17 protein-coding genes and 1 riboswitch are annotated in these 22132 nt (G+C 66.1%); of the genes, 12 read left to right on the forward strand and 5 right to left on the reverse strand.

Annotated elements, in window-relative coordinates:
• Positions 1 to 136 precede the first annotated feature (136 nt).
• From AACH06_RS12825 to AACH06_RS12865, 9 genes are all read left to right on the forward strand, one after another.
• Positions 137 to 1105, forward strand: a complete 969-nt coding sequence (locus tag AACH06_RS12825; protein WP_423222028.1) for an ABC transporter substrate-binding protein — start codon at positions 137 to 139, stop codon at positions 1103 to 1105.
• 354 nt (positions 1106 to 1459) lie between these two features.
• The gene (gene chvE / locus AACH06_RS12830; RefSeq protein ID WP_423222022.1) at positions 1460 to 2527 is read left to right on the forward strand and encodes a multiple monosaccharide ABC transporter substrate-binding protein; all 1068 of its coding nucleotides are present in this window, start codon (positions 1460 to 1462) and stop codon (positions 2525 to 2527) included.
• A gap of 36 nt (positions 2528 to 2563) precedes the next feature.
• A complete protein-coding gene (mmsA, locus tag AACH06_RS12835; protein ID WP_341426092.1) occupies positions 2564 to 4114 on the forward strand; it encodes a multiple monosaccharide ABC transporter ATP-binding protein in 1551 nt (516 codons plus the stop codon).
• Complete coding sequence (gene mmsB, locus AACH06_RS12840; RefSeq protein ID WP_423222023.1) at positions 4095 to 5303, forward strand: multiple monosaccharide ABC transporter permease; 1209 nt, start codon at positions 4095 to 4097, stop codon at positions 5301 to 5303. The genes mmsA and mmsB overlap by 20 nt, the downstream gene beginning before the upstream one ends.
• An 8-nt stretch (positions 5304 to 5311) precedes the next feature.
• On the forward strand, positions 5312 to 6820 hold the full coding sequence (locus AACH06_RS12845; protein ID WP_341426093.1) for a sugar ABC transporter ATP-binding protein: 1509 nt from the start codon (positions 5312 to 5314) through the stop codon (positions 6818 to 6820).
• Between the two features lie 64 nt (positions 6821 to 6884).
• On the forward strand, positions 6885 to 7880 hold the full coding sequence (locus AACH06_RS12850; protein WP_341426203.1) for an ABC transporter permease: 996 nt from the start codon (positions 6885 to 6887) through the stop codon (positions 7878 to 7880).
• A 35-nt stretch (positions 7881 to 7915) separates the two neighbouring features.
• Complete coding sequence (gene yjfF, locus AACH06_RS12855; RefSeq protein WP_341426204.1) at positions 7916 to 8935, forward strand: galactofuranose ABC transporter, permease protein YjfF; 1020 nt, start codon at positions 7916 to 7918, stop codon at positions 8933 to 8935.
• Between the two features lie 6 nt (positions 8936 to 8941).
• Entirely contained in the window at positions 8942 to 9892 is a 951-nt protein-coding gene (locus AACH06_RS12860) for a 2-dehydro-3-deoxygalactonokinase (RefSeq protein WP_341426094.1), read from the forward strand.
• Positions 9889 to 10539 (forward strand): 2-dehydro-3-deoxy-6-phosphogalactonate aldolase, encoded by a 651-nt coding sequence (locus AACH06_RS12865; protein ID WP_341426095.1) that lies wholly within the window; start codon positions 9889 to 9891, stop codon positions 10537 to 10539. The genes AACH06_RS12860 and AACH06_RS12865 overlap by 4 nt, the downstream gene beginning before the upstream one ends.
• Before the next feature lie 41 nt (positions 10540 to 10580).
• Here the strand turns inward: AACH06_RS12865 and boxA are convergent, their stop codons facing one another.
• The 4 genes from boxA to AACH06_RS12885 form a co-directional block, all read right to left on the reverse strand.
• Entirely contained in the window at positions 10581 to 11966 is a 1386-nt protein-coding gene (gene boxA, locus AACH06_RS12870) for a benzoyl-CoA 2,3-epoxidase subunit BoxA (protein WP_341426096.1), read from the reverse strand.
• Between the two features lie 4 nt (positions 11967 to 11970).
• Positions 11971 to 13398 (reverse strand): benzoyl-CoA 2,3-epoxidase subunit BoxB, encoded by a 1428-nt coding sequence (gene boxB / locus AACH06_RS12875; RefSeq protein WP_341426097.1) that lies wholly within the window; start codon positions 13396 to 13398, stop codon positions 11971 to 11973.
• A gap of 18 nt (positions 13399 to 13416) precedes the next feature.
• Positions 13417 to 15075, reverse strand: a complete 1659-nt coding sequence (gene boxC, locus AACH06_RS12880) for a 2,3-epoxybenzoyl-CoA dihydrolase (protein WP_341426098.1) — start codon at positions 15073 to 15075, stop codon at positions 13417 to 13419.
• 105 nt (positions 15076 to 15180) lie between these two features.
• Entirely contained in the window at positions 15181 to 16128 is a 948-nt protein-coding gene (locus AACH06_RS12885) for a helix-turn-helix transcriptional regulator (RefSeq protein WP_341426099.1), read from the reverse strand.
• A 163-nt stretch (positions 16129 to 16291) separates the two neighbouring features.
• Between AACH06_RS12885 and AACH06_RS12890 the strand changes: the two genes are divergently transcribed.
• Both AACH06_RS12890 and AACH06_RS12895 read left to right on the forward strand, forming a co-directional pair.
• Entirely contained in the window at positions 16292 to 17893 is a 1602-nt protein-coding gene (locus AACH06_RS12890) for a benzoate-CoA ligase family protein (protein ID WP_341426100.1), read from the forward strand.
• Positions 17890 to 18687, forward strand: coding sequence for an alpha/beta fold hydrolase (locus AACH06_RS12895; protein ID WP_341426101.1), 798 nt, complete (start codon positions 17890 to 17892; stop codon positions 18685 to 18687). Before AACH06_RS12890 ends, AACH06_RS12895 begins: the two co-directional genes overlap by 4 nt.
• Here AACH06_RS12895 and AACH06_RS12900 read toward each other — a convergent pair.
• Complete coding sequence (locus AACH06_RS12900; RefSeq protein WP_341426102.1) at positions 18684 to 19937, reverse strand: D-amino acid dehydrogenase; 1254 nt, start codon at positions 19935 to 19937, stop codon at positions 18684 to 18686. The genes AACH06_RS12895 and AACH06_RS12900 overlap by 4 nt on opposite strands.
• Positions 19938 to 19990: 53 nt before the next feature.
• Positions 19991 to 20112, reverse strand: a riboswitch (glycine riboswitch).
• 323 nt (positions 20113 to 20435) lie between these two features.
• Between AACH06_RS12900 and AACH06_RS12905 the strand changes: the two genes are divergently transcribed.
• Positions 20436 to 21998 (forward strand): S8 family serine peptidase, encoded by a 1563-nt coding sequence (locus AACH06_RS12905; protein WP_341426103.1) that lies wholly within the window; start codon positions 20436 to 20438, stop codon positions 21996 to 21998.
• Positions 21999 to 22132: the final 134 nt, after the last annotated feature.

The raw sequence follows: 22132 nt of genomic DNA on the forward strand, positions 1-22132 counted from the left end.
CAATAATCTATTAGATCGTTATCCTTCGCCTCCGTACCATCCTGGCACCGTGAGCGGCATGGCGCCGACTCGCTGCCTCGAAGCGCTGCCACAGAGCACGCCACACACCGATACCGACCGGATAGAGGAGACATGCATGACCACATCACGCCGCCGCACCGCGCTTGCCACCCTCGGGGGTGCCGCGCTGATGGCCACGTTCCCGTTGAGCGCCCTGGCTCAGAAGAAGATCGTGCTGGGGTTTTCCCAGATCGGCGCCGAGAGCGAATGGCGAACGGCCAACAGCGAATCGATCAAATCCGCCGCGGCGGCCGCGGGCATCGAGCTGAAGTTCTCGGATGCCCAGCAGAAGCAGGAGAACCAGATCAAGGCGATCCGTTCTTTCATCGCGCAGAAGGTCGACGTGATCGCCTTCTCGCCGGTGGTCGAGTCAGGCTGGGAGCCGGTGCTGCGTGAGGCCAAGGCAGCCAAGATCCCGGTGATCCTCACCGACCGCGCCGTCAATGTGAAGGACGACTCGCTGTGGGTCTCCTTCATGGGGTCGGACTTCCTGGAAGAAGGTCGCCGCGCCGGGCGCTGGCTGGTCGACAAGATGAAGGACGTCAAGGGTGACGTCAACATCGTCGAGCTTCAGGGCACCGTGGGTTCGGCGCCGGCGATTGATCGCAAGAAGGGCTTCGAGGAGGTCATCAAGGCCGACGCGAAGTTCAAGATCATCCGTTCGCAGACCGGTGACTTCACCCGTGCCAAGGGCAAGGAGGTGATGGAAGCCTTCTTGAAGGCCGAGGGCAAGAAAATCAATGTGCTCTACGCGCACAACGACGACATGGCCATCGGTGCGATCCAGGCGATCGAGGAAGCCGGCCTGAAGCCGGCGAAGGACATCACCATCATCTCGATCGATGCCGTCAAGGGCGCCTTCGAGGCCATGATCGCCGGCAAGCTCAACGTCACCGTGGAATGCAGCCCGCTGCTGGGGCCGCAGCTGATGCAGGCCGTGAAGGACCTGAAGGCCGGCAAGACGCTGCCCAAGCGCATCGTCACCGAAGAATCGGTTTTCCCGATGGAGGTGGCGGCCAAGGAATTCCCGAACCGCAAGTACTGATAGGGCGCTCAGCGGGACCGGGTGGGCGGGGTGCTCTGCTCCGCTCATGTCCCCCGCCGACAGCCTGCCGGCTGTCGGCTCCTCCTTGACTTCGCTGCGCAGACCACCCCACCCACCCGGTCAGGCACGGCCTTCTCAACGCTCGACGGGCCACAAACGGTGCCTGCGGGCGGGGGCGGGTGACTGGCGAAGTGAAGTCAAGGAGGAGGGAGCGGGCTCAGGCCCGGTCCCGGGGGACATGAACGAAGCCGGTCACCCGGCGCCGCCCGCTTGCGAGACCCCTTCCAGAGCCCCCGCACATTCACGAGAGAAGTCGGAAGCCGACACGCATTTGCATTACCCAGGAGACATGAATTGAAGACGACGATCAACCAGCTGCTGACCGGCTTTGCGCTGGCCTTTGCCGTGTCGGTGCCCAGCGCGTTCGCGCAGGACAAGGGCCCCGTCGGCATCTCGATGCCCACCAAGTCGTCGGCCCGCTGGATCGCCGATGGCGACAACATGGTCAAGTACTTCAAGGACAAGGGCTACAAGACCGACCTGCAGTACGCCGAAGACGATATTCCCAACCAGTTGGCGCAGGTCGAGAACATGATCACCAAGGGCGCCAAGGTGCTGGTGATTGCCGCCATTGATGGCACCACGCTGTCCAACGCGCTCCAAAAGGCCGCCGACAAGGGTATCAAGGTCATCGCATACGACCGCCTGATCCGCGGCTCGAAGAACGTCGACTACTACGCCACCTTCGACAACTTCCAGGTCGGCGTACTGCAGGCGACCTCGATTGTCGACAAGCTCGGCTTGAAGCAAGGCAAGGGCCCGTTCAACATCGAATTGTTCGGCGGCTCGCCCGACGACAACAACGCCTTCTTCTTCTACGACGGCGCGATGAGTGTGCTCAAGCCCTACATCGATTCGGGCAAGCTCGTCGTTCGCAGCAAGCAGATGGGCATGGACAAGGTCGGCACCCTGCGTTGGGACGGCGCCACCGCCCAGGCACGCATGGACAACCTGCTGTCGGCCTACTACGGCAAGGACAAGGTGCATGCCGTGCTCTCGCCGTACGACGGCATCTCGATTGGCATTCTGAGCTCGCTCAAGGGCGTGGGGTACTGCACCCCGCAGCAGCCGTGTCCGGTGGTTTCAGGCCAGGATGCGGAAGTCCCCTCGGTCAAATCCATGATCAAGGGCGAACAGTTCTCCACCGTGTTCAAGGACACACGCGAACTGGCCAAGGTGACCGTGGGGATGGTCGACGCCATGCTCAGCGGCAAGACGCCCGAAATCAACGACACCAAGACCTACAACAATGGCGTGAAGGTCGTGCCTTCCTACCTGCTCAAGCCGGTCTCTGTCGATGCGAGCAACTGGAAGGGCGTCCTCGTCGACAGCGGCTACTACAAGGAAAGCCAGCTGCGCTGAGTGCATGATCGTCACCGCCCCCCCGCGTGATCACCGATGAATCCGCCCTTGCTGCTGCAGATGCGCCACATCCGGAAGACCTTTCCGGGTGTGGTCGCGCTGGACAACGTCAACCTTGCGGTCTGCGCCGGTGAGATCCATGCGGTGGTGGGCGAGAACGGCGCCGGCAAGTCCACCCTGATGAAAGTGCTGTCGGGCGTCTATCCGCACGGGAGCTACGAGGGTGAGATCCATTTCGATGGCGCCGAGCGCCGCTTCTCCGGCATTGCCGACAGCGAGCGCCAGGGCATCATCATCATCCACCAGGAGCTCGCGCTGGTGCCCGGCCTCTCGATCGCCGAGAACATCTTTCTCGGCAACGAGCCGGCGCGCCATGGCGTGATCGATTGGGGCCAGGCGCACCAACGGGCCCGCGAGCTGCTGGCCAAGGTGGGGCTGAAAGAATCGACCTCGACGCTCGTCGGTGACATCGGCGTGGGCAAACAGCAGCTGGTCGAGATCGCCAAGGCCCTCGCGAAGCAAGTGCGGTTGCTGATCCTCGATGAGCCGACCGCCAGCCTGAACGAGACCGACAGCGAGGCACTGCTGAGGCTGCTGATCGAGCTGAAGCGTCAGGGCATCGCCTGCATCCTGATCTCGCACAAGCTCAACGAGATCGCCGACGTGGCCGATGCCGTGACGGTGCTGCGGGATGGTTCCACCGTGGCCAGCATGGATTGCCGTGACGGCCCGCCGGCCCAGAACGTCATCATCAACCACATGGTCGGGCGTGAGATGGCGGATCGCTACCCACGCCGCACGCCCAAGATTGGCGACACACTCTTTGAGCTGAACGACTGGCGGGTGCGCCACCCGGTGCACGCCGATCGTGAGGTCATCAAGGGCATCGATCTGACGGTGCGCCGGGGTGAGATCGTCGGCATCGCGGGCCTGATGGGTGCCGGTCGCACGGAGTTGGCGATGAGCGTCTTCGGCCGCTCGTGGGGCCGCCGAATCACCGGCCGTGCCCGGATGAACGGCCGGGATGTGGATCTGAGCAGCGTGCAGAAGGCCGTGGCCAACGGGCTGGCCTACGTGACCGAAGATCGCAAGTCGCTCGGCTTGGTGCTGGGTGACACCATCACCCGCAACACGACGCTCGCCAACCTGCCCGGCGTGGCGCAGGCCGGCGTGATCGACGAGGGTCGCGAACACGCGGTGGCCAACGACTTCCGGCGCAAGCTGGCCACCCGCTGCTCGGGTGTGCAGCAGGCGGTGGTGAACCTGTCCGGCGGCAACCAGCAGAAGGTGGTGCTGGCCAAGTGGCTGTTCGCCAACCCGAGCCTGCTGATCCTCGACGAACCCACCCGTGGCATTGACGTGGGTGCGAAGTTCGAGATCTATTCGCTGATCGCCCGCCTGGCGGAAGAGGGGCGCGGCATTCTGATGATTTCCTCAGAAATGCCCGAGTTGCTCGGCATGTGCGATCGGCTCTATGTGATGAATGAAGGAGAGTTCGTCGCCGAGTTCGACGCGGCCGACGCAACGCAGCAAAAGATCATGCATGCCATCGTGAATGCCGGGAACCATGAGTACAGCCGTGTCTGACGCCGAGCCCTCCGGCCGATCGGCCGCCGCCTCGCCCTCTGCGATGCGGTTCTTGAAGCACCACCTGCGCGAGTACGGCATGCTGCTGTCGCTCGTCGCGATCATGGCCTTCTTCCAGGTCATGACCGACGGCACGCTGCTGCAGCCGCTGAACCTGACCAACCTCGTGCTGCAGAACAGCTACATCGTCATCATGGCGCTGGGCATGCTGCTGGTCATCGTCTCGGGTCACATCGATCTGTCGGTGGGCTCGGTGTGCGGCTTCGTCGGGGCGCTGGCGGCGGTGCTGATGGTGGAGATGGGCTGGCACTTTCTGCCCGCGGCCCTCGTGTGCCTGGTGGTCGGCGCGTTGATCGGCGCGGCCCAGGGCTGGTTCGTGGCGTACTTCAAGATCCCGTCGTTCATCGTTACGCTGGCGGGCATGTTGGTGTTCAAGGGCTTGGCCTTGGCCTTGCTCAAGGGCCAATCCGTCGGCCCGTTCCCCGAAGAGTTCCAGAAGCTGAGCTCCGGCTTCGTTCCCGATGTGTTCGCCGGCAGCGAGCTTCGGGTGACCTCGTTGATGCTGTGCGTGGCGGTGGCGCTGGTGATGGTGCTGGTGGGTTGGCGCGAACGCACCCGGCAACTGCGCTACGGCATGGATGTCGAGCCGCTGGGGCTGTTCTCGGCCCGGCAGGTGGTCTTCTCGGCGGTCATTGTGGCGCTGGGCTGGCTGATGGCGTCTTACAAGGGCTTGCCGAATGTCCTGATCGTGATGTTCGTGCTGATGGTGGGCTACGAGTTCGTCACCACCCGCATGACGATCGGCCGCCGCATCTACGCCCTGGGGGGCAATGAAAAGGCGGCGCGCCTGTCGGGCATCAAGACCGAGCGGCTGGCCTTCGCCACCTTCGTCAACATGGGCGTGCTGGCGGCGCTGGCGGGCCTGGTGTTCGCCGCGCGGCTCAACACGGCCACCCCCAAGGCGGGGCTCGGTTTCGAGCTGGACGTGATCGCCGCCTGCTTCATCGGTGGCGCCTCGGCGTCGGGCGGGGTCGGTCGGGTGATGGGCGCGGTGATCGGCGCCTTTGTGATGGGTGTGATGAACAACGGCATGTCCATCCTTGGCATCGGCATCGACTACCAGCAGGTGATCAAGGGACTGGTGCTGTTGGCGGCCGTCTGCGTCGACGTCTACAACAAGAACAAATAGGCCTGACGATGGATGGCGCTCCGGTGCTGGAACTGCGCGGGCTCAGCAAGCGCTTCGCAGGCGTGCAGGCGCTGCGTGGCGTGTCGTTGACCCTGCGTGCGGGTGAAGTGCATGCGCTGATGGGCCAGAACGGCGCCGGCAAGTCGACGCTCATCAAGGTGTTGACCGGTGTCCACACCGCCGATGCCGGCGAAATGCACCTGGGCGGCCAGGCGATCCGGCCGGCATCCCCGCGTGAGGCGCAGGCCATCGGCCTGTCCACCGTGTACCAGGAGGTGAATCTCTGCCCGAATCTGTCGGTGGCCGAGAACATCTTCGCCGGCCAGTTCCCTCGCCATGGGCTGGCTGGGGCATGGCGCATCGATTGGAAGCGCGTGCACCGCGAAGCCGAGGCATTGCTGCGGCGCCTGAATCTGCAAATTGATGTGGGCCGCCTGCTCGGCAGCTACCCCGTGGCGGTACAGCAGATGGTGGCGATCGCCCGTGCGCTTCGTGGCGAATCGAAGGTGCTGATCCTGGATGAGCCCACCTCGAGCCTGGATGCGGACGAGGTGGCGCGGCTGTTCGCCCTGTTGCGCCAGCTGCGCAGCGAGGGCCTCGCCATCCTCTTCGTGACCCACTTCCTGGACGAGGTCTACGACATCTCGGATCGAATCACCGTGCTGCGCAATGGCGAAGGCGTCGGCGAGTACCTCACCGGTGAGCTGGATGCGCCGGCACTCATTTCCGCCATGATCGGCCGCGAGTTCAAGGTCTCGGCGCCTGCGGCCTTGGCCGTCGCGGGGCAGCACGAGGGCGCGCCGGTGTTGCGGGCTCGGGGCTTGGCGCGGCGCGGGGCCATCCAGCCGGTCGACATCGAACTGAACCGGGGTGAAGTGCTGGGACTGGCCGGCTTGCTGGGCTCGGGGCGTACCGAGCTGGCACGCCTGCTCTTCGGGCTGGACCGCGCCGACCAGGGCGAGACGCTGATCCGTGGCGAGCGCTGCACGCTCGCCACGCCGACGCAGGCGGTCCGGCGAGGGCTGGCGATGTGTCCTGAAGACCGCAAGGTCGAAGGCATCGTGGGAGAGCTGTCGATTCGCGAGAACGTGGTGCTGGCGCTGCAAGCCCGCCTGGGCATCTGGCGCTGCCTGAGCCGCGCGCGGCAGCAGGCGCTGGCTGATCGCTTCATCGCGCAGCTGGGCATCAAGGCCACCGACGCCGAGGTGCCGATCGGCCAACTCTCCGGTGGCAACCAGCAGAAGGCCTTGCTGGCCCGCTGGCTTGCCACCGAGCCCGAAGTGCTCATCCTCGATGAGCCGACGCGCGGCATCGACGTGGCCGCCAAGCAAGACATCATGGATCAGATCCGCCACCTGGCCCGCGAGGGGCTGTCGGTCCTGTTCATCTCGTCCGAGCTGGACGAAATCGCCCGCCTGTCCGACCGCATCGCGGTGATGCGCGAGCGCCGCAAGGCTGGCGAATTGCCGGGCGGCAGCAGCGAGGCCGCCATCCTTGACATGATCGCGGGGGCATAGCGTGATCGACCTTCGACGTTGGAGCCGTCATGGGCTCTTCTGGCCCCTGGTCACGCTGGTGTTGATGCTGGCCGTCAACGCCAGCTTCAACCCCGGCTTCTGGCAACTGCACTGGCGCGATGGCCACCTCTACGGCAGCGTGATCGACATCCTCAACCGCGCGGCCCCGCTGGCCATCGTGGCCCTGGGCATGACGCTGGTGATCGCCACCCGCGGCATCGACATTTCGGTGGGTGCGGTGGTGGCCATCAGCGCCGCCGTGGCGGCCTGGATGATCGGCGGGCAACTGGTCATGAAAGACGGCGTGCAGATCTACGTGAGCCGCTTTCCCATGCCACTGGCGCTGGGCTGCGCGCTGGGCGTGGCACTCATCGCCGGCCTGTGGAATGGCCTGCTCGTGGCCTGGGTCGGCATCCAGCCGATCATCGCCACGCTGATCTTGATGGTGGCGGGGCGCGGCATTGCGCAGCTGATCACCGAGGGGCAGATCATCACCGTGTACTACCCGCCCTTCTTCTACCTGGGCGGCGGCTTTTTGCTGGGGCTGCCGTTTTCTCTGTTCATCGTTGGCCTGCTGTGGCTGACGATGCACCTGCTGTTGACGCGCACGGCCCTCGGCCTGTTCATCCAGGCAATCGGCATCAATCCGTCGGCGGCCCGCATGGCAGGGGTGCAGCAGCGCCTGATCACCGTTTGCGTCTATGCAGCCTGCGGCCTGGCGGCCGGAGTGGCGGGCCTGCTGCTGAGCTCCAACGTCAAGAGCGCCGACGGCAACAACGCCGGGCTGTTGATGGAGCTGGATGCCATCCTCGCCGTCACGCTCGGCGGCACGCTGCTCAATGGCGGCCGCTTCAGCTTGGCGGGCAGTGTCATCGGCGCACTGGTGATCCAGACGCTCACCTCCACCATCTACTCGATCGGGGTCCCGCCTGAGGTGAATCTGGTCGTGAAGGCGGCGGTGGTGTTCGTGGTGATGCTGCTGCAATCGCCCGAGTTCCGGCGCCAGGCGCACGCCTGGGTGTTTCGGGCCGCGCCTGGTGCGCCCAAGGGGGCCGCATGACCCCCGCCAAAATCATCGCCATGCCCGACGAGCCCATGGTGTCTTCCGCCTCAGCCGAGCCGACGTTGTTACAGCGCGCGTTGGCGACGGTGTCCAATGCCGCGCATTGGCCGTTGATCCTCACGGTGGCGCTGTTCGGGCTGATGGCCGGTTACGGCAGCGTCGCCTACGAGGGCTTCTTTTCGGCCCAGGTCTTTCTGAACCTGCTGATCGACAACGCCTTCTTGCTGATCGTGGCGGTCGGCATGACCTTCGTGATCCTGTCCGGCGGCATCGATCTTTCCGTGGGCTCGGTCATTGCGCTGACCACCATGGTGCTGGCCACGCTGATGGAGCGGCACGGATGGCCACCGGCAGGCGCGATGGCGCTGGTGCTGATCATGGGCACGCTGTTCGGCCTGATGCAGGGATGGCTGATCCAGCGCTTCAGGCTCCAGCCCTTCATCGTGACGCTGGCCGGGATGTTTCTCGCCCGTGGGTTGTGCTACCTCATCAGCATCGATTCGATCAGCATCGGCCACGAGGGCTTTTCGCAGCTCGCTCAGTGGCGGCTTGAGTTGTGGGAAGGGGCGTCGCTGTCGATCGGGGCCTGCCTGGCGCTCACCGTCGTGGTGATCGGGCTGTGGCTCGCCCACGGCACCAGCTTCGGCCGCACGGTGTATGCCATCGGCGGGCATGAGGCCTCGGCGCTGTTGATGGGCCTGCCCGTGGCGCGAACCACGGTGCTCATCTATGCGCTCAGCGGGCTTTGTTCTTCGCTGGCCGGTATCGTGTTTGCGTTCTACATGCTGTCTGGCTACGGCTTGCACGCGATGGGCCTCGAGCTCGACACCATCGCTGCGGTGGTGATCGGCGGCACGCTGCTCACCGGTGGCGTCGGTCACGTTGCGGGCACGCTCTTCGGCGTGCTGATCCTCGGCGTGATCCAGACGCTGATCAGCTTCGACGGCACGCTCAGCTCCTGGTGGACCCGCATCGTGATCGGCGGTCTGCTGTTCATCTTTTGCCTGCTTCAACGCGTGTTTGAGACGAGCTCCCGCCGCGCGGGGCGCTGACCCGACATGACCCTCTCCCTCGACAACGCGGTGTCGTTCATCGGCATCGATTGGGGCACCACCCACCGCCGTGCCTGCCTGCTGGATGGCGATGGCCAGGTCGTGCATGAAGAGCACGATGACGACGGCGCGCTGGCCTGCACCGGCCGGTTCGCCGAATCGCTGCGCACGCTGCTGCAACGCCTGGGCCGCTTGCCGAGCGACGTGCCGATTGTGATGGCCGGGATGGTCGGCTCGGCCATGGGCTGGCAAGAGGTGCCTTACGCAGAGGCCCGAACGCCGCTGCGCGACCTGGCGCGCCAACTGGCGCCCGTGCGCGACGCCCCCGCCGGCGCGCGCTGGTGGATCGTGCCCGGCATGCGCTGGGTGGAGGCCGCCTCGGGCCAGGTGGATGTGATGCGCGGGGAAGAGACCCAACTGCTGGGCGCCTCGCAGATGCTGGGCGCGGCCGGTGAAACTGGCGGCTACGTGCTCCCGGGCACCCACAGCAAATGGGTGCGGCTGGAAGCTGGCGTGGTGCAGAGCCTGCGCACCTTCATGAGCGGCGAGCTGTTTGCGCTGCTGCGCGAGCGCGGCACCTTGTCGGCCGCCATGAAGTCCACCCCGGCCGAATCCGCGTTGGACCGCCCGGCTTTCGCACGCGGTGTGGCAGACGCGACCCACGGCGCGCTCAGCCACACGCTGTTCGGCGCACGCGCTCGGGTGGTCACCGGGCAGATGCCGGCTGAAGCCGCTTCCGCCTACGTCAGCGGCCTGCTGATCGGCAGCGAATGGCACGAGCATGCGCGCAGCAAGCACCGCGGCGACATGGTCCGCCTCATTGGTGAGCCGGCTCTCGCGCAGCTTCATGTGCATTGCGCGGAGCTGCTGGGGTGCCGGGCCGAGGTGCTGGACGTGCGCGCTGTCCAGCATGCCGCCTGGAGAACACTGCAACGATCGTTGGAAACCACGCCATGAGCCCCCTGTCGTCATCGCCGAACTGGCCACCTCAGCCGCCCCTGGTGGCGATCTTGCGCGGCTTGCCGCCCGGCGAGGCCGACGATGTGGGCCGCGTGCTGCTGGATGCAGGCTTCGGTGCGCTGGAAGTGCCGCTCAACCGCGACGGTGCGCTCGCCAGCATCGCCAGGCTGGTGGCGTTGGCGCCCCGGCAGGTGGCCGTGGGCGCCGGCACGGTCACGACCACCGCGCAGGTTGACGCTGTGGCGGCCACGGGTGCCACGCTGATCGTGTCGCCGCACTTCGATGAGGCCGTCGTTCGTCACACCAAGGCGCTGGGGATGCTGAGCGTGCCTGGCGTGTTCACCGCCAGCGAAGCCTTTGCCGCGCTGCGCGCCGGGGCCGACGCCCTCAAGATCTTCCCCGCCGAAGCCATGCCGCCGGCCGGTTTGCAGGCCCTGGCCAGCGTGTTGCCGGCTGGTACCGCACTGTGGCCAGTCGGGGGCGTCACCGCCGAGAGCTTGTCGGCTTGGCAGCGGGTGGGGGCCACCGGCTTCGGCATCGGCGGCGCGCTCTACAAGCCGGGCGTGGCGCTGGACGAACTCCGCCGGCGCGCTGAGGCCTACGTGCAAGCGTGGAACTCGTCCCGTTCCGCCACGCACCCGTGACGGTGTGCGGCGCCCAGGGCGCGTGGCTGCCCTAGTCGCCGTCAGTACGTTTCCAGGTGCAGCCGGCCCTGCTGTTTCAGGGCTTCGGCGATCTCATCCCAGGCCTGGCCGGCCTGCGTGGCGATATCGCGCAGTGCCAGCACCACGCCTTCTTCCATGGCCTTCAGCCCGCACACATAGAAGTAGGCATTCGGGTCGGCCAGCAGCGGGGCCAGATCGGCGGCGCGTTCGCGCATCAGATCCTGCACATAGCGCTTGGGGCTTCCAGCGGTGCGGCTGAAGGCGAGGTTGATGTCGATGAAGTCTTTGGGCAGGTTCTGCAACGGGCCGAAGTAGGGCAACTCTTGTGCACTGCGGGCGCCAAAGAAGAGCATCAGCTTGCCGCCCTCGAACTTGCCCGACTGCCGCAGCCGGCGCCGCCACTCGGTCATCGCCCGCATCGGCGCCGAGCCGGTGCCGGTGCAGATCATCACGATGTGGCTCTTGGGGTGGTTGGGCATCAGGAAGCTGGTGCCGAACGGCCCGATCACCTGCACCGTGTCACCGACCTTCAGATCGCACATGTAGTTGCTGGCCACGCCGCGCACCGGACGACCTTGGTGGTCTTCGAGCACGCGCTTGATGGTGAGCGACACGTTGTTGTAGCCGGGTCGTTCGCCATTGCGCGGGCTGGCGATGGAGTACTGCCGTGCATGGTGTGGCCGGCCGTTGGCATCGGCACCCGGCGGCACGATGCCGATCGACTGGCCCTCCAGCACGGGGAAGGGCATGGCTCCGAAATCGAGCACGATGTGGTGCGTGTCGTAGTCGGTGCCAACCTCCGTCACCCGCACGTTGCCGGTCACCGTGGCCAAGACCACTGCGCTCGCCGACTTGGGGCCGTACAGGTGGGTGTAGGGATGCGCGGCCGACCACGGTGGGGTGGTGGCACCGTAGCGCGCGGCCTGGAATGCCGGCGTTTCGATGGTGCTGTGTTGCGCCGCGCTGGCCGCGGTGGCCACCTCGGCCGACGGGGCGGCAGGCGTGGCCCCGGGGTCGCCGCCGGCCAGCTCGGCGAGCTGCTCGCGGCTCAGCTCGGCGGGCAGGGTGTCCCAGCCTAACTGCTCGTCCAGGCTGTAGGCCCGAGCCTTCGGCATCCGGCGGTAGTTGTCGATGCTGCCGGTGGGGCAGGGTGAGATGCAGTCATTGCACCAGTTGCACTTGCTCGCATCGACCACGTAGTTGCGTGCGTCGTGGGCGATGGCGCCCACCGGGCACATCGTTTCGCAGGTGTTGCAGCGGATGCAGATCTCCGGATCGATCAGATGCTGCTTGACGATCTGGAGCCCCGACGCTCCTTCAGGTCGCTGCCCCCCGAGGGGGTGGGGGCCATGGCCCGGCAAAACCGGATCCACGCCCATCCCTTGGTCCATTGCAGCGGAAGCCATGGTCTCAGTTGAAGCGGATGTATTCGAAGTCCACCGGCTGGCGGTTGATGCCCATCACCGGCGGCGCGATCCAGTGGGCGAATTTACCGGGTTCGACGACCCGGCCCATCAGGCTGGCCACGAAGGCGCGGTCTTCCGCGCTTGGCAGCCATTGGTTCACGCCCGCCGCCCATTCGGCCTCGTTGAGCACGCGGCCCTCGGGCGACACCTTGAGGCCGGCCAGACCCCCGATGTTGCGGTGGAAGGCCTTGTGCGGCGTCTTCAGCCGGAAGGGGATCCCGGCCTTCTCGATGACCTTGTTCCAGCGTTCGACCCCGGCCACCGAATCCTTGATGTAGTCGTCGCGCAGCACCTCGTTCAGCGCATTGAGCATCGGCACGTCTTTCTCGACCAAGGCTCCGCCGTGCGCCTGCATCACGCGGTAGGTCTGGCCTTTGAGCAGATGGTCGTCCTGCCGCTTGCCCTCCTCGAAGCGTCCCTTCAGGCCGGTGGAGTAGAAGGTGGCGGCATTGCTGGATTCGTCGGCACCGAAGAGGTCGATCGTCACCGAGAAGTGGAAGTTCAGATAGCGCTGGACCGTGGGCAGATCGATCACGCCAGCGGCGCGCAGGCGGGCCGGATCGTCGGTCTTCAGTTCGTTCATCACCTGCACGGTGCGCTGGATCACCCGTGAGACGCCGGACTCGCCGACGAACATGTGGTGCGCCTCTTCGGTGAGCATGAACTTCGTGGTTCGCGCGAGCGGGTCGAACGAGCTCTCGGCCAGCGCGCAGAGCTGGAACTTCCCGTCTCGGTCGGTGAAGTAGGTGAACATGAAGAAGCTGAGCCAGTCGGGCGTCGGCTCGTTGAAGGCCTGCAGGATGCGTGGGTTGTCCTGTTGGCCGCTGCGGCGCTCGAGCAGGGCCTCGCCCTCTTCACGACCGTCGCGGCCGAAGTACTTGTGCAGCAGATAGACCATGGCCCACAGGTGCCGGCCCTCCTCGACATTGACCTGGAAGAGGTTGCGCAGGTCGTACATGCTCGGTGCGGTGAGGCCGAGGTGGCGCTGCTGCTCGACCGACGCCGGCTCGGTGTCGCCCTGTGTGACGATGATGCGGCGCAGATTGGCGCGGTATTCGCCGGGCACGTCCTGCCAGGCGTCTTCGCCCTGGTGGTCACCGAAGTGGATCTTGCGGTTCTGCTCGGCCGGGTTCAGGAAGATGCCCCAGCGGTAGTCGGGCATCTTCACATGAGCGAACTGCGCCCAGCCTTGAGGATCGACGCTGACGGCCGTTCGCAGGTAGACGTCGAAGTTCTGCGAGCCATCGGGGCCCATGTCGTCCCACCAGCTCAGGAAGTTGGGCTGCCATTGCTCCAGCGCGCGCTTGAGGGTGCGGTCGTCTGCGAGGTTGACGTTGTTGGGAATCTTCTCGCTGTAGTCGAAGCTGCTCATGGGTGTCTCCTCGATTCGTCAGACTCTGTTCCAGTCGAAGGCGGCCTTGTCGCCCTTGCCATAGACCTTGAGTGCGCCCTTCTCGCCGACGGCGTTGGGGCGCTGGAAGATCCAGTTCTGCCAGGCGGTCAGCCGGCCGAAGATGCGGGTCAGCATGTTCTCGAGGCCATTGAAGCGCAGATTGGCTTCCATGCCGGTGAGCGCATCCGGGCTCATCGACACGCGCTCCTCGATCGCGATGCGGGTTTCGTCGGGCCAGTCGATGTCGTCCGGGTTGCTGGTGACCAGGCCCAGCGCGAAGGCAGCGTCGGCATCGAGCGGTTGGTTCAGCCGCCCGCGGATCTCGTCCAAGGGCGCGGCTTCGCCGTAGAAGCGCCGCTCAAGGCGGCTTTGGCCGGTGACCATCGGGTAGCGGCCCCAGTTGGCTTCGCCCACCACGATCTTCGGCGCACGGGCCGCATCGTCGGGCAGGGCGAGGTGGTAGCTGCGATCGCAAGCCAGCGCCAGTTCGAGGAAGCTGCCGGCGAAGCACGAGCCGGGCTCGATCAACGCGAAGAGGCTGCGCGAAGACACATCGAGTCGGCTGAAGGTGCGCCGCAGGTAGCCGATGGTCTCGCGCACCAGCCAGTGGCCCTGGTGTGCGCAGAGGGTGTTGTCCATCGCCAGCACGGCCGCGGCATCGCCTTCGGTCTTGATGAGCCAGGTGCCGATGTCCAACTCGTTGGTGCGCATCGACAGGATCGCGTCGTCCAGCTGCCGGGCCAGCGCGAGCGGGTACCAGGCCGCGCCCGCCGCTTCAATGGCGGCGATGTCGGTCGGCTGAACGCCTTGCGGCGCACGAACGGTGAAGGTTGCCGTACGGCGCGCCCGATCGATCTCGACCTGCACATGCGGATAGCGCAGCGCGTCGGGCTCGATCTGCCGTTCGAGGGGCCCGAGTGAGACGCCGCGTGCGCCAGCGGGGCGATCGCTCGATGCGGCGAGTTGCAGCGCGCGTTCCTGCACCTTCGCGGCGAACTGGGCCGGTTTGGCGATGTCGTCGACCAGGCGCCAGGCCTTGGCCTTCTGGCCGCGCACCCCTTCGGTGGTCGTGCAGAAAATGTCCGCCAGGTCGTGCCGCACCTTGCGCTTGTCGGTGACGCGGGTGAGCCCACCCGTGCCAGGCAGCACGCCGAGCAGCGGCACTTCGGGCAGGCTGACCGCGCTGGAGCGATCGTCCACCAGGATGATTTCGTCGCACGCCAGCGCCAGCTCATAGCCGCCGCCCGCGCAGGCGCCGTTGACGGCGGCGAGGAACTTCAGGCCTGAATGGGCAGACGAATCTTCCAGGCCGTTGCGCGTCTCGTTGGTGAACTTGCAGAAGTTCACCTTCCAGGCGTGGCTCGACAGGCCCAGCATGAAGATGTTGGCGCCCGAGCAGAAGACCTTGTCCTTCGCGCTCGTGACCACGACGGTGCGCACGCCAGGGTGCTCGAAACGGATGCGGTTGACCGCGTCGGCCAGCTCGATGTCGACACCGAGGTCGTAGCTGTTCAGTTTGAGCTTGTAGCCGGGGCGCAGGCCGGCGCTCTCATCGATGTCGCACCACAGCGTGGCGACGGCGCCGTCGACGCTCAGGCGCCAGTGCCGATAGCGTGAAGGGTCGGTCTGATAGTCGACGCGATCCGGGTTGCTCATGGCCGATCTCCTCTAAGGCGCGACCACCAGCCGCGCGGTAGAAGAATCATAGTGCATGCATTGGTTTGCATGCAAGCCATGAAATGAATTATGTTGCCTGTTCGGTCAGGCCGGCAGTTGCAGCGTGTCGCGGACGAGCCGGCGCAGCGCGGCGAAGGTGGCGTCCAGCGGCTGGGCGCTGGTGTCCAGCGTGAGGTCGGCCTTCGAGTAGAAGGCGGCCCGACCGGCGAGGATGCGCTTCAGGTCGTCCATCGCCTCACGGCTGGCGGCCATCGGGCGCAGGTCACCCTGGGCAGTGACGCGCTTCATGTGGTCTTCTGCGTCGGCCTGCAGCCACACGGTGGTGCAATGCGCCAGCAACTGGTTGAAGGTGGCTGCATCCGACACCAGCCCGCCGGGCGTGGCGATCACGGCCTCGGGGTAGATCTGGATGGCTTCTTCCAGCGCGCGCCGTTCGTAGCGACGGTAGGCATTCATGCCGTACAGCGCCTGGATCTCGGAGATGCTGCAGCCAGCAAATTTCTCAATCTCGCGGCTCAGCTCCACAAAGGGGAACCCCAGGTCTTCCGCCAGCATGTGGCCGAGGGTGGACTTGCCGGCGCCTCGCAGGCCGACCAGCGCGATGCGCGAGCTGCGCTGGGCGTGGCTGCCGCCGGTGCCGAGCATCTCGCCCACCGCCAGGCGCACGCGGTGCAGCGTGCTCTCGTCGCGGCCCTCGAGCAGCTCGCGGATCATCAGCCACTCGGGCGACGAGGTCGTCACGTCGCCGATCAACTCCGCCAGCGAGCACTGCAGTGCGCCCGCCACCTGCAACAGCACCAGGATCGATGCGTTGCCGATGCCGTATTCGAGATTGGCCAGGTGCCGCTCGGAGACATCGGCGGCCAGCGCGACCGCCTTGCGCGTCATGCCGCGGCGTGACCGCAATGAGCGAACGCGCTCGCCGAGCGCCACGAGGAACGGGTTCTTCTCGTCGGCAGGATCGGCGTCGGCGGCGTGGTGGCCGTCCAGATCGTCAGATGGCTTCTTGGGATGCAATATAGTGCTTGACATGCTCAAAGGGCGGACCTAGAGTCCCGGCGCGCACAATAGTTCATCCTCACGGGGTCCGCAAGCCGAGTTCGCAAGGACTGTGCCTTTGGTCAAAGGCAAAGGGCGGCGCCGGCCGGTGCATGTGCGCGCGAGTCTTGTCGCGCCGTTCATGAGGAGCATTCCGATGCGCTCTGCCGAATTCCCAGCATCGCCTGCCGCGCGCTTCAATTTTGCGCAGCACCTGATCGAGGCCAATGCCCACCGGGGCGCCAAGCTGGCCTATGTCGACGATCACGGATCTCTGAGCTATGCCGCCATGTCTGAACGGGTGCGCCGCCTCGCTGCCGGCCTGATCGCCCACGGAGTGCGGCGAGAAGAGCGCGTGCTGCTGCTGATGCACGATGGCATCGACTGGCCGGTGGCATTTCTCGGCGCGCTTTATGCCGGTGTGGTGCCGGTGGCGGTGAACACGCTGCTGACGGCCGACGACTACGCCTACATGCTTCGGCACAGCCGGGCACAGGCGGCGCTCGTGTCGGCCGCGCTGTTGCCCACCTTCCAGGCGGCGGTTGCGCAGGCTGAATGCGAAGGCGGCCATGAGCTGCGAGCGGTGCTGGTCTCGCGCAGTGCGCCCGGCGGCGAGATGGCGCGGCAGCACCACGCCTTCGAGAATGTGCTGGAGGCGCACCCGCCGCTCGCGCTGCCGGCACCCACCGGGGCAGACGACCCGGGGTTCTGGCTCTACTCCTCGGGCTCGACCGGCCGACCCAAGGGCACCTTGCACACCCACGCCAACCTCTACTGGACCGCCGAGCTGTACGGTAAGCGTGTGCTGGGCCTCACGGAACGCGATGTGTGCTTCTCCGCCGCCAAGCTGTTCTTCGCCTACGGACTGGGCAATGCGCTGACCTTTCCGCTCAGCGTGGGCGCCACCACCGTGCTGATGGCCGAGCGCCCCACGCCCGACGCCACGTTCCGCCGCTGGCGCGGCGAGGTGGGTGGTGCGAAGCCGACCGTCTTCTTCGGGGCGCCAACCGGGTACGCCGGCATGCTCGCGTCCCCTCAGCTGCCCGCGCGCGAGCAGGTGAGCCTGCGCCTGTGCTCGTCGGCTGGTGAGGCGCTGCCGGCCGAGGTGGGCCAGCGCTTCACCAGCCATTTCGGCTGCGAGATTGTCGATGGCATCGGCTCGACCGAGATGCTCCACATCTACTTGAGCAACCGCCCCGGTCACGTCCGGTATGGCACCACGGGCTGGCCGGTGGAAGGCTACGAGATCGAACTGCGCGGCGACGACGGCCGGCCCGTGCCTGACGGCGAAACCGGCGACCTCTACATCCGCGGGCCGAGCGCGGCCTTGATGTACTGGGGCCAGCGAGACAAGTCACGCGAGACATTCCAGGGCGCCTGGACCAAGAGTGGCGACAAATACCTGCGCAACGCAGATGGCAGCTACACCTATGCGGGCCGCAGCGATGACATGCTGAAGGTCAGTGGCATCTACGTCTCGCCCTTCGAAGTGGAATCGACCCTGGTGCAGCATCCGGCGGTGCTCGAGGCGGCGGTGATCGGGGTGCCCGACGCAGATGGCTTGACTCGAACCAAGGCCTTTGTGGTGCTGAAGGCGGGCCAGCAGGTCGATGTCGACATGCTCAAGGGTTTCGTCAAGGATCGCCTCGCCCCCTACAAGTACCCACGCCAGATCGAATTCATCGACGAACTGCCGAAGACGGCCACCGGCAAGATCCAGCGCTTTCGCCTGCGTGAGCGCGAAGCCAACGCGGGATGACCATCGAGTTCGTCGACATCGTGGTGGATGCTCGGCGGCTCACGATCGAGCACGAGTGGCTGAGCCCCGAGCGCCGCGACCAACCGCTCATGGTGTTCCTGCACGAGGGCCTGGGCTCGGTGTCGATGTGGCGGGACTTTCCTGCGAAGGCGGTCGACGCGCTGGGATGGCGTGGCCTGGTCTACTCGCGGCCCGGCTACGGCCGCTCCACTCCTCGTCCGAGCGACGAGGCGTGGGGGCCCGACTTCATGCACCGCCAGGCGCAACAGGTGTTGCCCGCGCTGCTGCAGGCGCTCGGCATCGACGCCCATCGAGACCCCCCCTGGCTGTTGGGCCACAGCGACGGCGGGTCGATCGCCCTTCTTCATGCGGCTGCCTTTCCGGCCCAGGTGGCCGGCGTGGTGGCGATGGCCCCGCATCTGTTCGTCGAAGAGCTGTCGCTCGCCAGCATCGCCCGTGCTCGCGAGGCCTACCTCCACGGTGCCCTGCGCCAGGGGTTGGCAAAGCACCACGCCGACGTCAACTCGGCGTTCTGGGGCTGGAACAACGCCTGGCTCTCACCGGCATTTCGCCCGTGGGACATCAGCGACGAACTGGGCACCATCGCGTGCCCGGTGCTCGCCATCCAAGGTGAAGACGACGAGTACGGCACGCTCGCGCAAGTCCGCCGCATCGCCGCGCGCGTGAAGGCCACCACCGTGCTGCCCCTGCCCGAGTGCGGGCATTCGCCGCACCGCGATCAACCGGAGCGGGTGATCTCGGCGGTGTCCTCCTTCGTTCAGCCTGGACGTTAGGTCGCGAACGCGAAATCGACCTCAGGCTTCAGCCCACTCGCGATGCGCGCCACGCTCTTGCCCGAGCCACACGCGTGCGTCCACCCCAGCGTGCCGTGGCCGGTGTTCAGGAAAAGGTTGGGCAGTCTCGAGCGGCCCACGATCGGCAGGTTGCTCGGTGTGGCCGGACGCAGGCCGGTCCAGAACTGGGCCCGGTCGGTGTCCCCGGCGCCGGGGAAGAGCTCTTCCACGCGCCGCACGATCGCTTCGCAGCGCACGCGGTTCAGGTCACGGTCGTAGCCGTTCAGCTCGGCGGTGCCGGCAATACGCAGCCGGTCGCCCAGCCTGGAGAAGACGAGCTTGTACTCGTCATCGGTCAACGAGACTTGGTGCGCCTTGGTGGCGTCTTTCACCGGCATCGTCACCGAGTAGCCTTTGGCGGGGTAGATGGGCAGGTCGATGCCCAGCGGCTTCACATACAGCGGGCTGAGCGATCCCATGGCCAGCACATAGGCCTCGCCGCGCAGCCGCTGGTAGCGGCCGTTGGGATCCGTCACCTCGACGTGGTCGATACGGCCCCCCACCTCCCGCAGCGCGGTGACGGTGTGGCTCATCAGGAACGTGACCCCATCCGCTTCGCAGCGCTGGGAGAGTTCATGCACGAAGCGGTTCGCGTCGCCGGATTCGTCTTCTGCCGTGAAGGTCGCACCGGCCAACTGTGGGCGGATGTGCGCGAGCGCCGGCTCGATGCGCACGGCCTCATCGGCCGAGATCACGCGACGGTCGCAGCCGAGCTCTCGCATCTGCGCGGCGGGGGCTTCTGCCGCGTCGAACTCTTTCGGGTTGGTGTAGAAGTGAAGAATGCCCTGGGTGCGCTGGTCGTACTCGAGGCCGATCTCGCGGCGCAGTTGCTGCAGCGTCTCGCGGCTGTAGGTGCCCAGTCGCACGATCTGCTCGATGTTGTGGCGGGTGCGCCCTGGCGTGCATTCGCGCAGGAAGCGAAACACCCAGGCCCATTGGCGCGCATCGGCGCGCAGGCGGAACAGCAAGGGCGCGTCTTCTTTGGCGAGCCACTTCAGCACCTTGAGCGGCGCGCTCGGGTTGGCCCAAGGCTCGGCGTGGCTCACTGAGATCTGGCCGCCGTTGGCGTAGCTGGTTTCGGCCGCGGGAGTGGCCTGCCGATCGATGACGGTGACTTCGTGACCGAGCTGGCGAAGGAAATAGGCTGAGGTGACGCCGAGCAGGCCGGCGCCGAGAACGACCACATGCATGGTTCTCTCCAGAGGCGAGCGGCACGAAGCGAACGAATGAGTGCTTCGTGCCTGCCGCTCCCCCTGTCCTCGGTACCTGAGAGATTCGGCCTGCGCGTGTCTCGCGTGGCCTTGCTCCTTCGGTGCGCTGGCCCTGACGGCATCGTCAGTTCAGCGGCTCTCCAGACGGCGATTGATGACAGCAGTACGGTACCTGAGCGTGCATGGGAGTTTGCGCCTTCGGTGGCCGGCTCGACCCTGTCGAAACCGGCGCTCTCCTGCTGAGCCGGATTGTAGGAGCGATGAGCTGTGATTGGCTACGTGAACTATTCACGGCCGATCGCCCAGTTGCGGTGAATGTCGTCCGGGTTTCCCCGCGACCGCTGCGAATGTCATGAGGATCGTTGAAGCTTTTGTAGTGGGCACACCGGGCTGTGCCATACACACTGCACACCTCGGATTCAAGCACTTACGTTTTGCTGAATCCCAGAATGATCTTCCCTACTGGAGTAGTTGACGATGACCAAGACGAGCTTCCCGGTGTCCCGCCTGTGCGTCGGCCTGGGCCTGGCCTTTGCCATGATGGGTGCGGCCCATGCGGCTGAAACCACCCGCGTGGTCGTGACTTTCAAGCCTGGTAGCCAAGCGGCCAAGCTGGCCCGCGCTGCCGTTGCCCAGATGGGCGGCAAGATCAAGCTCGAAATCGACGGCGAAAACGTCGCGGTCGAGCTGCCCAAGGCCGCCGCCATGGCCCTGGCCAAGCACACGTCCATCGCCCGCGTCGAGCAGGATGCTCCGCGCTATCCGATGTCGCTGACCACGCCGTCGACCGGCAAGCCCTACAAGCTCGGCCAGTTGGTCCCTTACGGCATCAAGATGGTCCAGGCCGACCAGCTGAAGGACACCAACGCTGGCAACCGCATGATCTGCATCATCGACTCCGGCTACGGCAAGGGTCATGAAGACCTGCAGAACAACGCCAACGTCACGGGTGACGACGACATCGGCGGCGCTGGCCTGTGGTCCGTGGACGGCTCGCACCACGGCACGCACGTGGCCGGCACGATCTCCGCCATCAACCAGGCCGACGTCGGCGTGGTGGGCGTTCTGCCGAACCAGAAGATCAAGCTGCACATCGTCAAGGTGTTCGGTGATGACGGCGCTTGGGCCTATTCGTCGACCCTGTCGGCCGCAGCCAAGAAGTGCCAGGCCGCCGGCGCCAACGTGATCAGCATGTCGCTGGGCGGCCCGCTGCCCAACACCGCTGAGAAGAACACCTTCACCGCCCTGCAGACGGCCGGCATCCTGTCGATCGCCGCGGCCGGCAACGGTGGCAACACCCAGACCTCTTACCCCGCTGGCTATGTGCCGGTGATGTCGGTGGCCGCGGTGGACGAGAACGAAGCCTGGGCGAGCTTCTCGCAGCGCAACAAGGACGTCGAAATCTCCGCTCCGGGCGTGGGCGTGCTGTCGACCGTGCCGATGGGTTCGGGCTCGGAGCCGTCGCTGCAAGTGGGCGGCACCGACTACGCGCCGGGCGCGATGGACGGCTCGCCCAAGGCGACCGCCACGGCGGCACTGGCTGACTTCGGTTTGGGCGACGCCGTCGATACCTCGGTGTCGGGCAAGGTCTGCCTGATCCAGCGCGGCAACATCGCCTTCTCGGAGAAGGTGCTGAACTGCCAGAACTCGGGTGGCGTGGGCGCGGTGGTGTACAACAACGTCGCCGGCGGCTTCGCTGGCACGCTGGGTGGCGTGGCCACCACCATCCCGTCGGTCACCGCTTCGGACACCGAAGGCGCTGCCATGAAGGGCCAGCTGGGTCAATCGGCCACCGTGTCGGTCGACGCCACCAACTACGCCTACTTCGACGGCACCTCGATGGCCACCCCGCACGTGTCGGCTGTCGCCGCGCTGGTGTGGAGCTACCACACCGAGTGCACGGGCGAGCAGATCCGCCAGTCGCTGAACAAGTCGGCCAAGGATCTGGATGTGGCCGGCCGCGACGCCAAGACCGGCTACGGCTTGGTGCAAGCCAAGGCCGCGCACAAGCGCATCACCAGCCTGGGCTGCGGCAACTGATCAGGGCTTCGGCACTGAACGAGAACGGGGCCTTCGGGCCCCGTTTTCCATGGTGAAGCGTCGGCAGGCTGGTCGTTTCTGCGTCGCTGAATCTGCACGGCGCACGCCTGGCAGAACAAGGCCTCAAGCCGCGA

The sequence above is a fragment of the Ideonella lacteola genome (genome assembly GCF_038066555.1).
In the GTDB taxonomy this organism is placed as follows: domain Bacteria; phylum Pseudomonadota; class Gammaproteobacteria; order Burkholderiales; family Burkholderiaceae_C; genus Ideonella; species Ideonella lacteola.

Coding starts and splice junctions, on each gene's coding strand:
- boxA (WP_341426096.1), bottom strand. CDS start 11,966: ATGGCTTCCGCTGCAATGGACCAAGGGATGGGCGTGGATCCGGTTTTG.
- boxB (WP_341426097.1), bottom strand. CDS start 13,398: ATGAGCAGCTTCGACTACAGCGAGAAGATTCCCAACAACGTCAACCTC.
- mmsB (WP_423222023.1), top strand. CDS start 4,095: ATGAGTACAGCCGTGTCTGACGCCGAGCCCTCCGGCCGATCGGCCGCC.
- AACH06_RS12885 (WP_341426099.1), bottom strand. CDS start 16,128: ATGTCAAGCACTATATTGCATCCCAAGAAGCCATCTGACGATCTGGAC.
- AACH06_RS12900 (WP_341426102.1), bottom strand. CDS start 19,937: ATGCATGTGGTCGTTCTCGGCGCCGGCCTGCTCGGCGTCACCTCAGCC.
- AACH06_RS12860 (WP_341426094.1), top strand. CDS start 8,942: ATGACCCTCTCCCTCGACAACGCGGTGTCGTTCATCGGCATCGATTGG.
- AACH06_RS12825 (WP_423222028.1), top strand. CDS start 137: ATGACCACATCACGCCGCCGCACCGCGCTTGCCACCCTCGGGGGTGCC.
- AACH06_RS12905 (WP_341426103.1), top strand. CDS start 20,436: ATGACCAAGACGAGCTTCCCGGTGTCCCGCCTGTGCGTCGGCCTGGGC.
- yjfF (WP_341426204.1), top strand. CDS start 7,916: ATGGTGTCTTCCGCCTCAGCCGAGCCGACGTTGTTACAGCGCGCGTTG.
- mmsA (WP_341426092.1), top strand. CDS start 2,564: ATGAATCCGCCCTTGCTGCTGCAGATGCGCCACATCCGGAAGACCTTT.
- AACH06_RS12865 (WP_341426095.1), top strand. CDS start 9,889: ATGAGCCCCCTGTCGTCATCGCCGAACTGGCCACCTCAGCCGCCCCTG.
- AACH06_RS12850 (WP_341426203.1), top strand. CDS start 6,885: ATGCTGGCCGTCAACGCCAGCTTCAACCCCGGCTTCTGGCAACTGCAC.
- AACH06_RS12845 (WP_341426093.1), top strand. CDS start 5,312: ATGGATGGCGCTCCGGTGCTGGAACTGCGCGGGCTCAGCAAGCGCTTC.
- AACH06_RS12895 (WP_341426101.1), top strand. CDS start 17,890: ATGACCATCGAGTTCGTCGACATCGTGGTGGATGCTCGGCGGCTCACG.
- boxC (WP_341426098.1), bottom strand. CDS start 15,075: ATGAGCAACCCGGATCGCGTCGACTATCAGACCGACCCTTCACGCTAT.
- AACH06_RS12890 (WP_341426100.1), top strand. CDS start 16,292: ATGCGCTCTGCCGAATTCCCAGCATCGCCTGCCGCGCGCTTCAATTTT.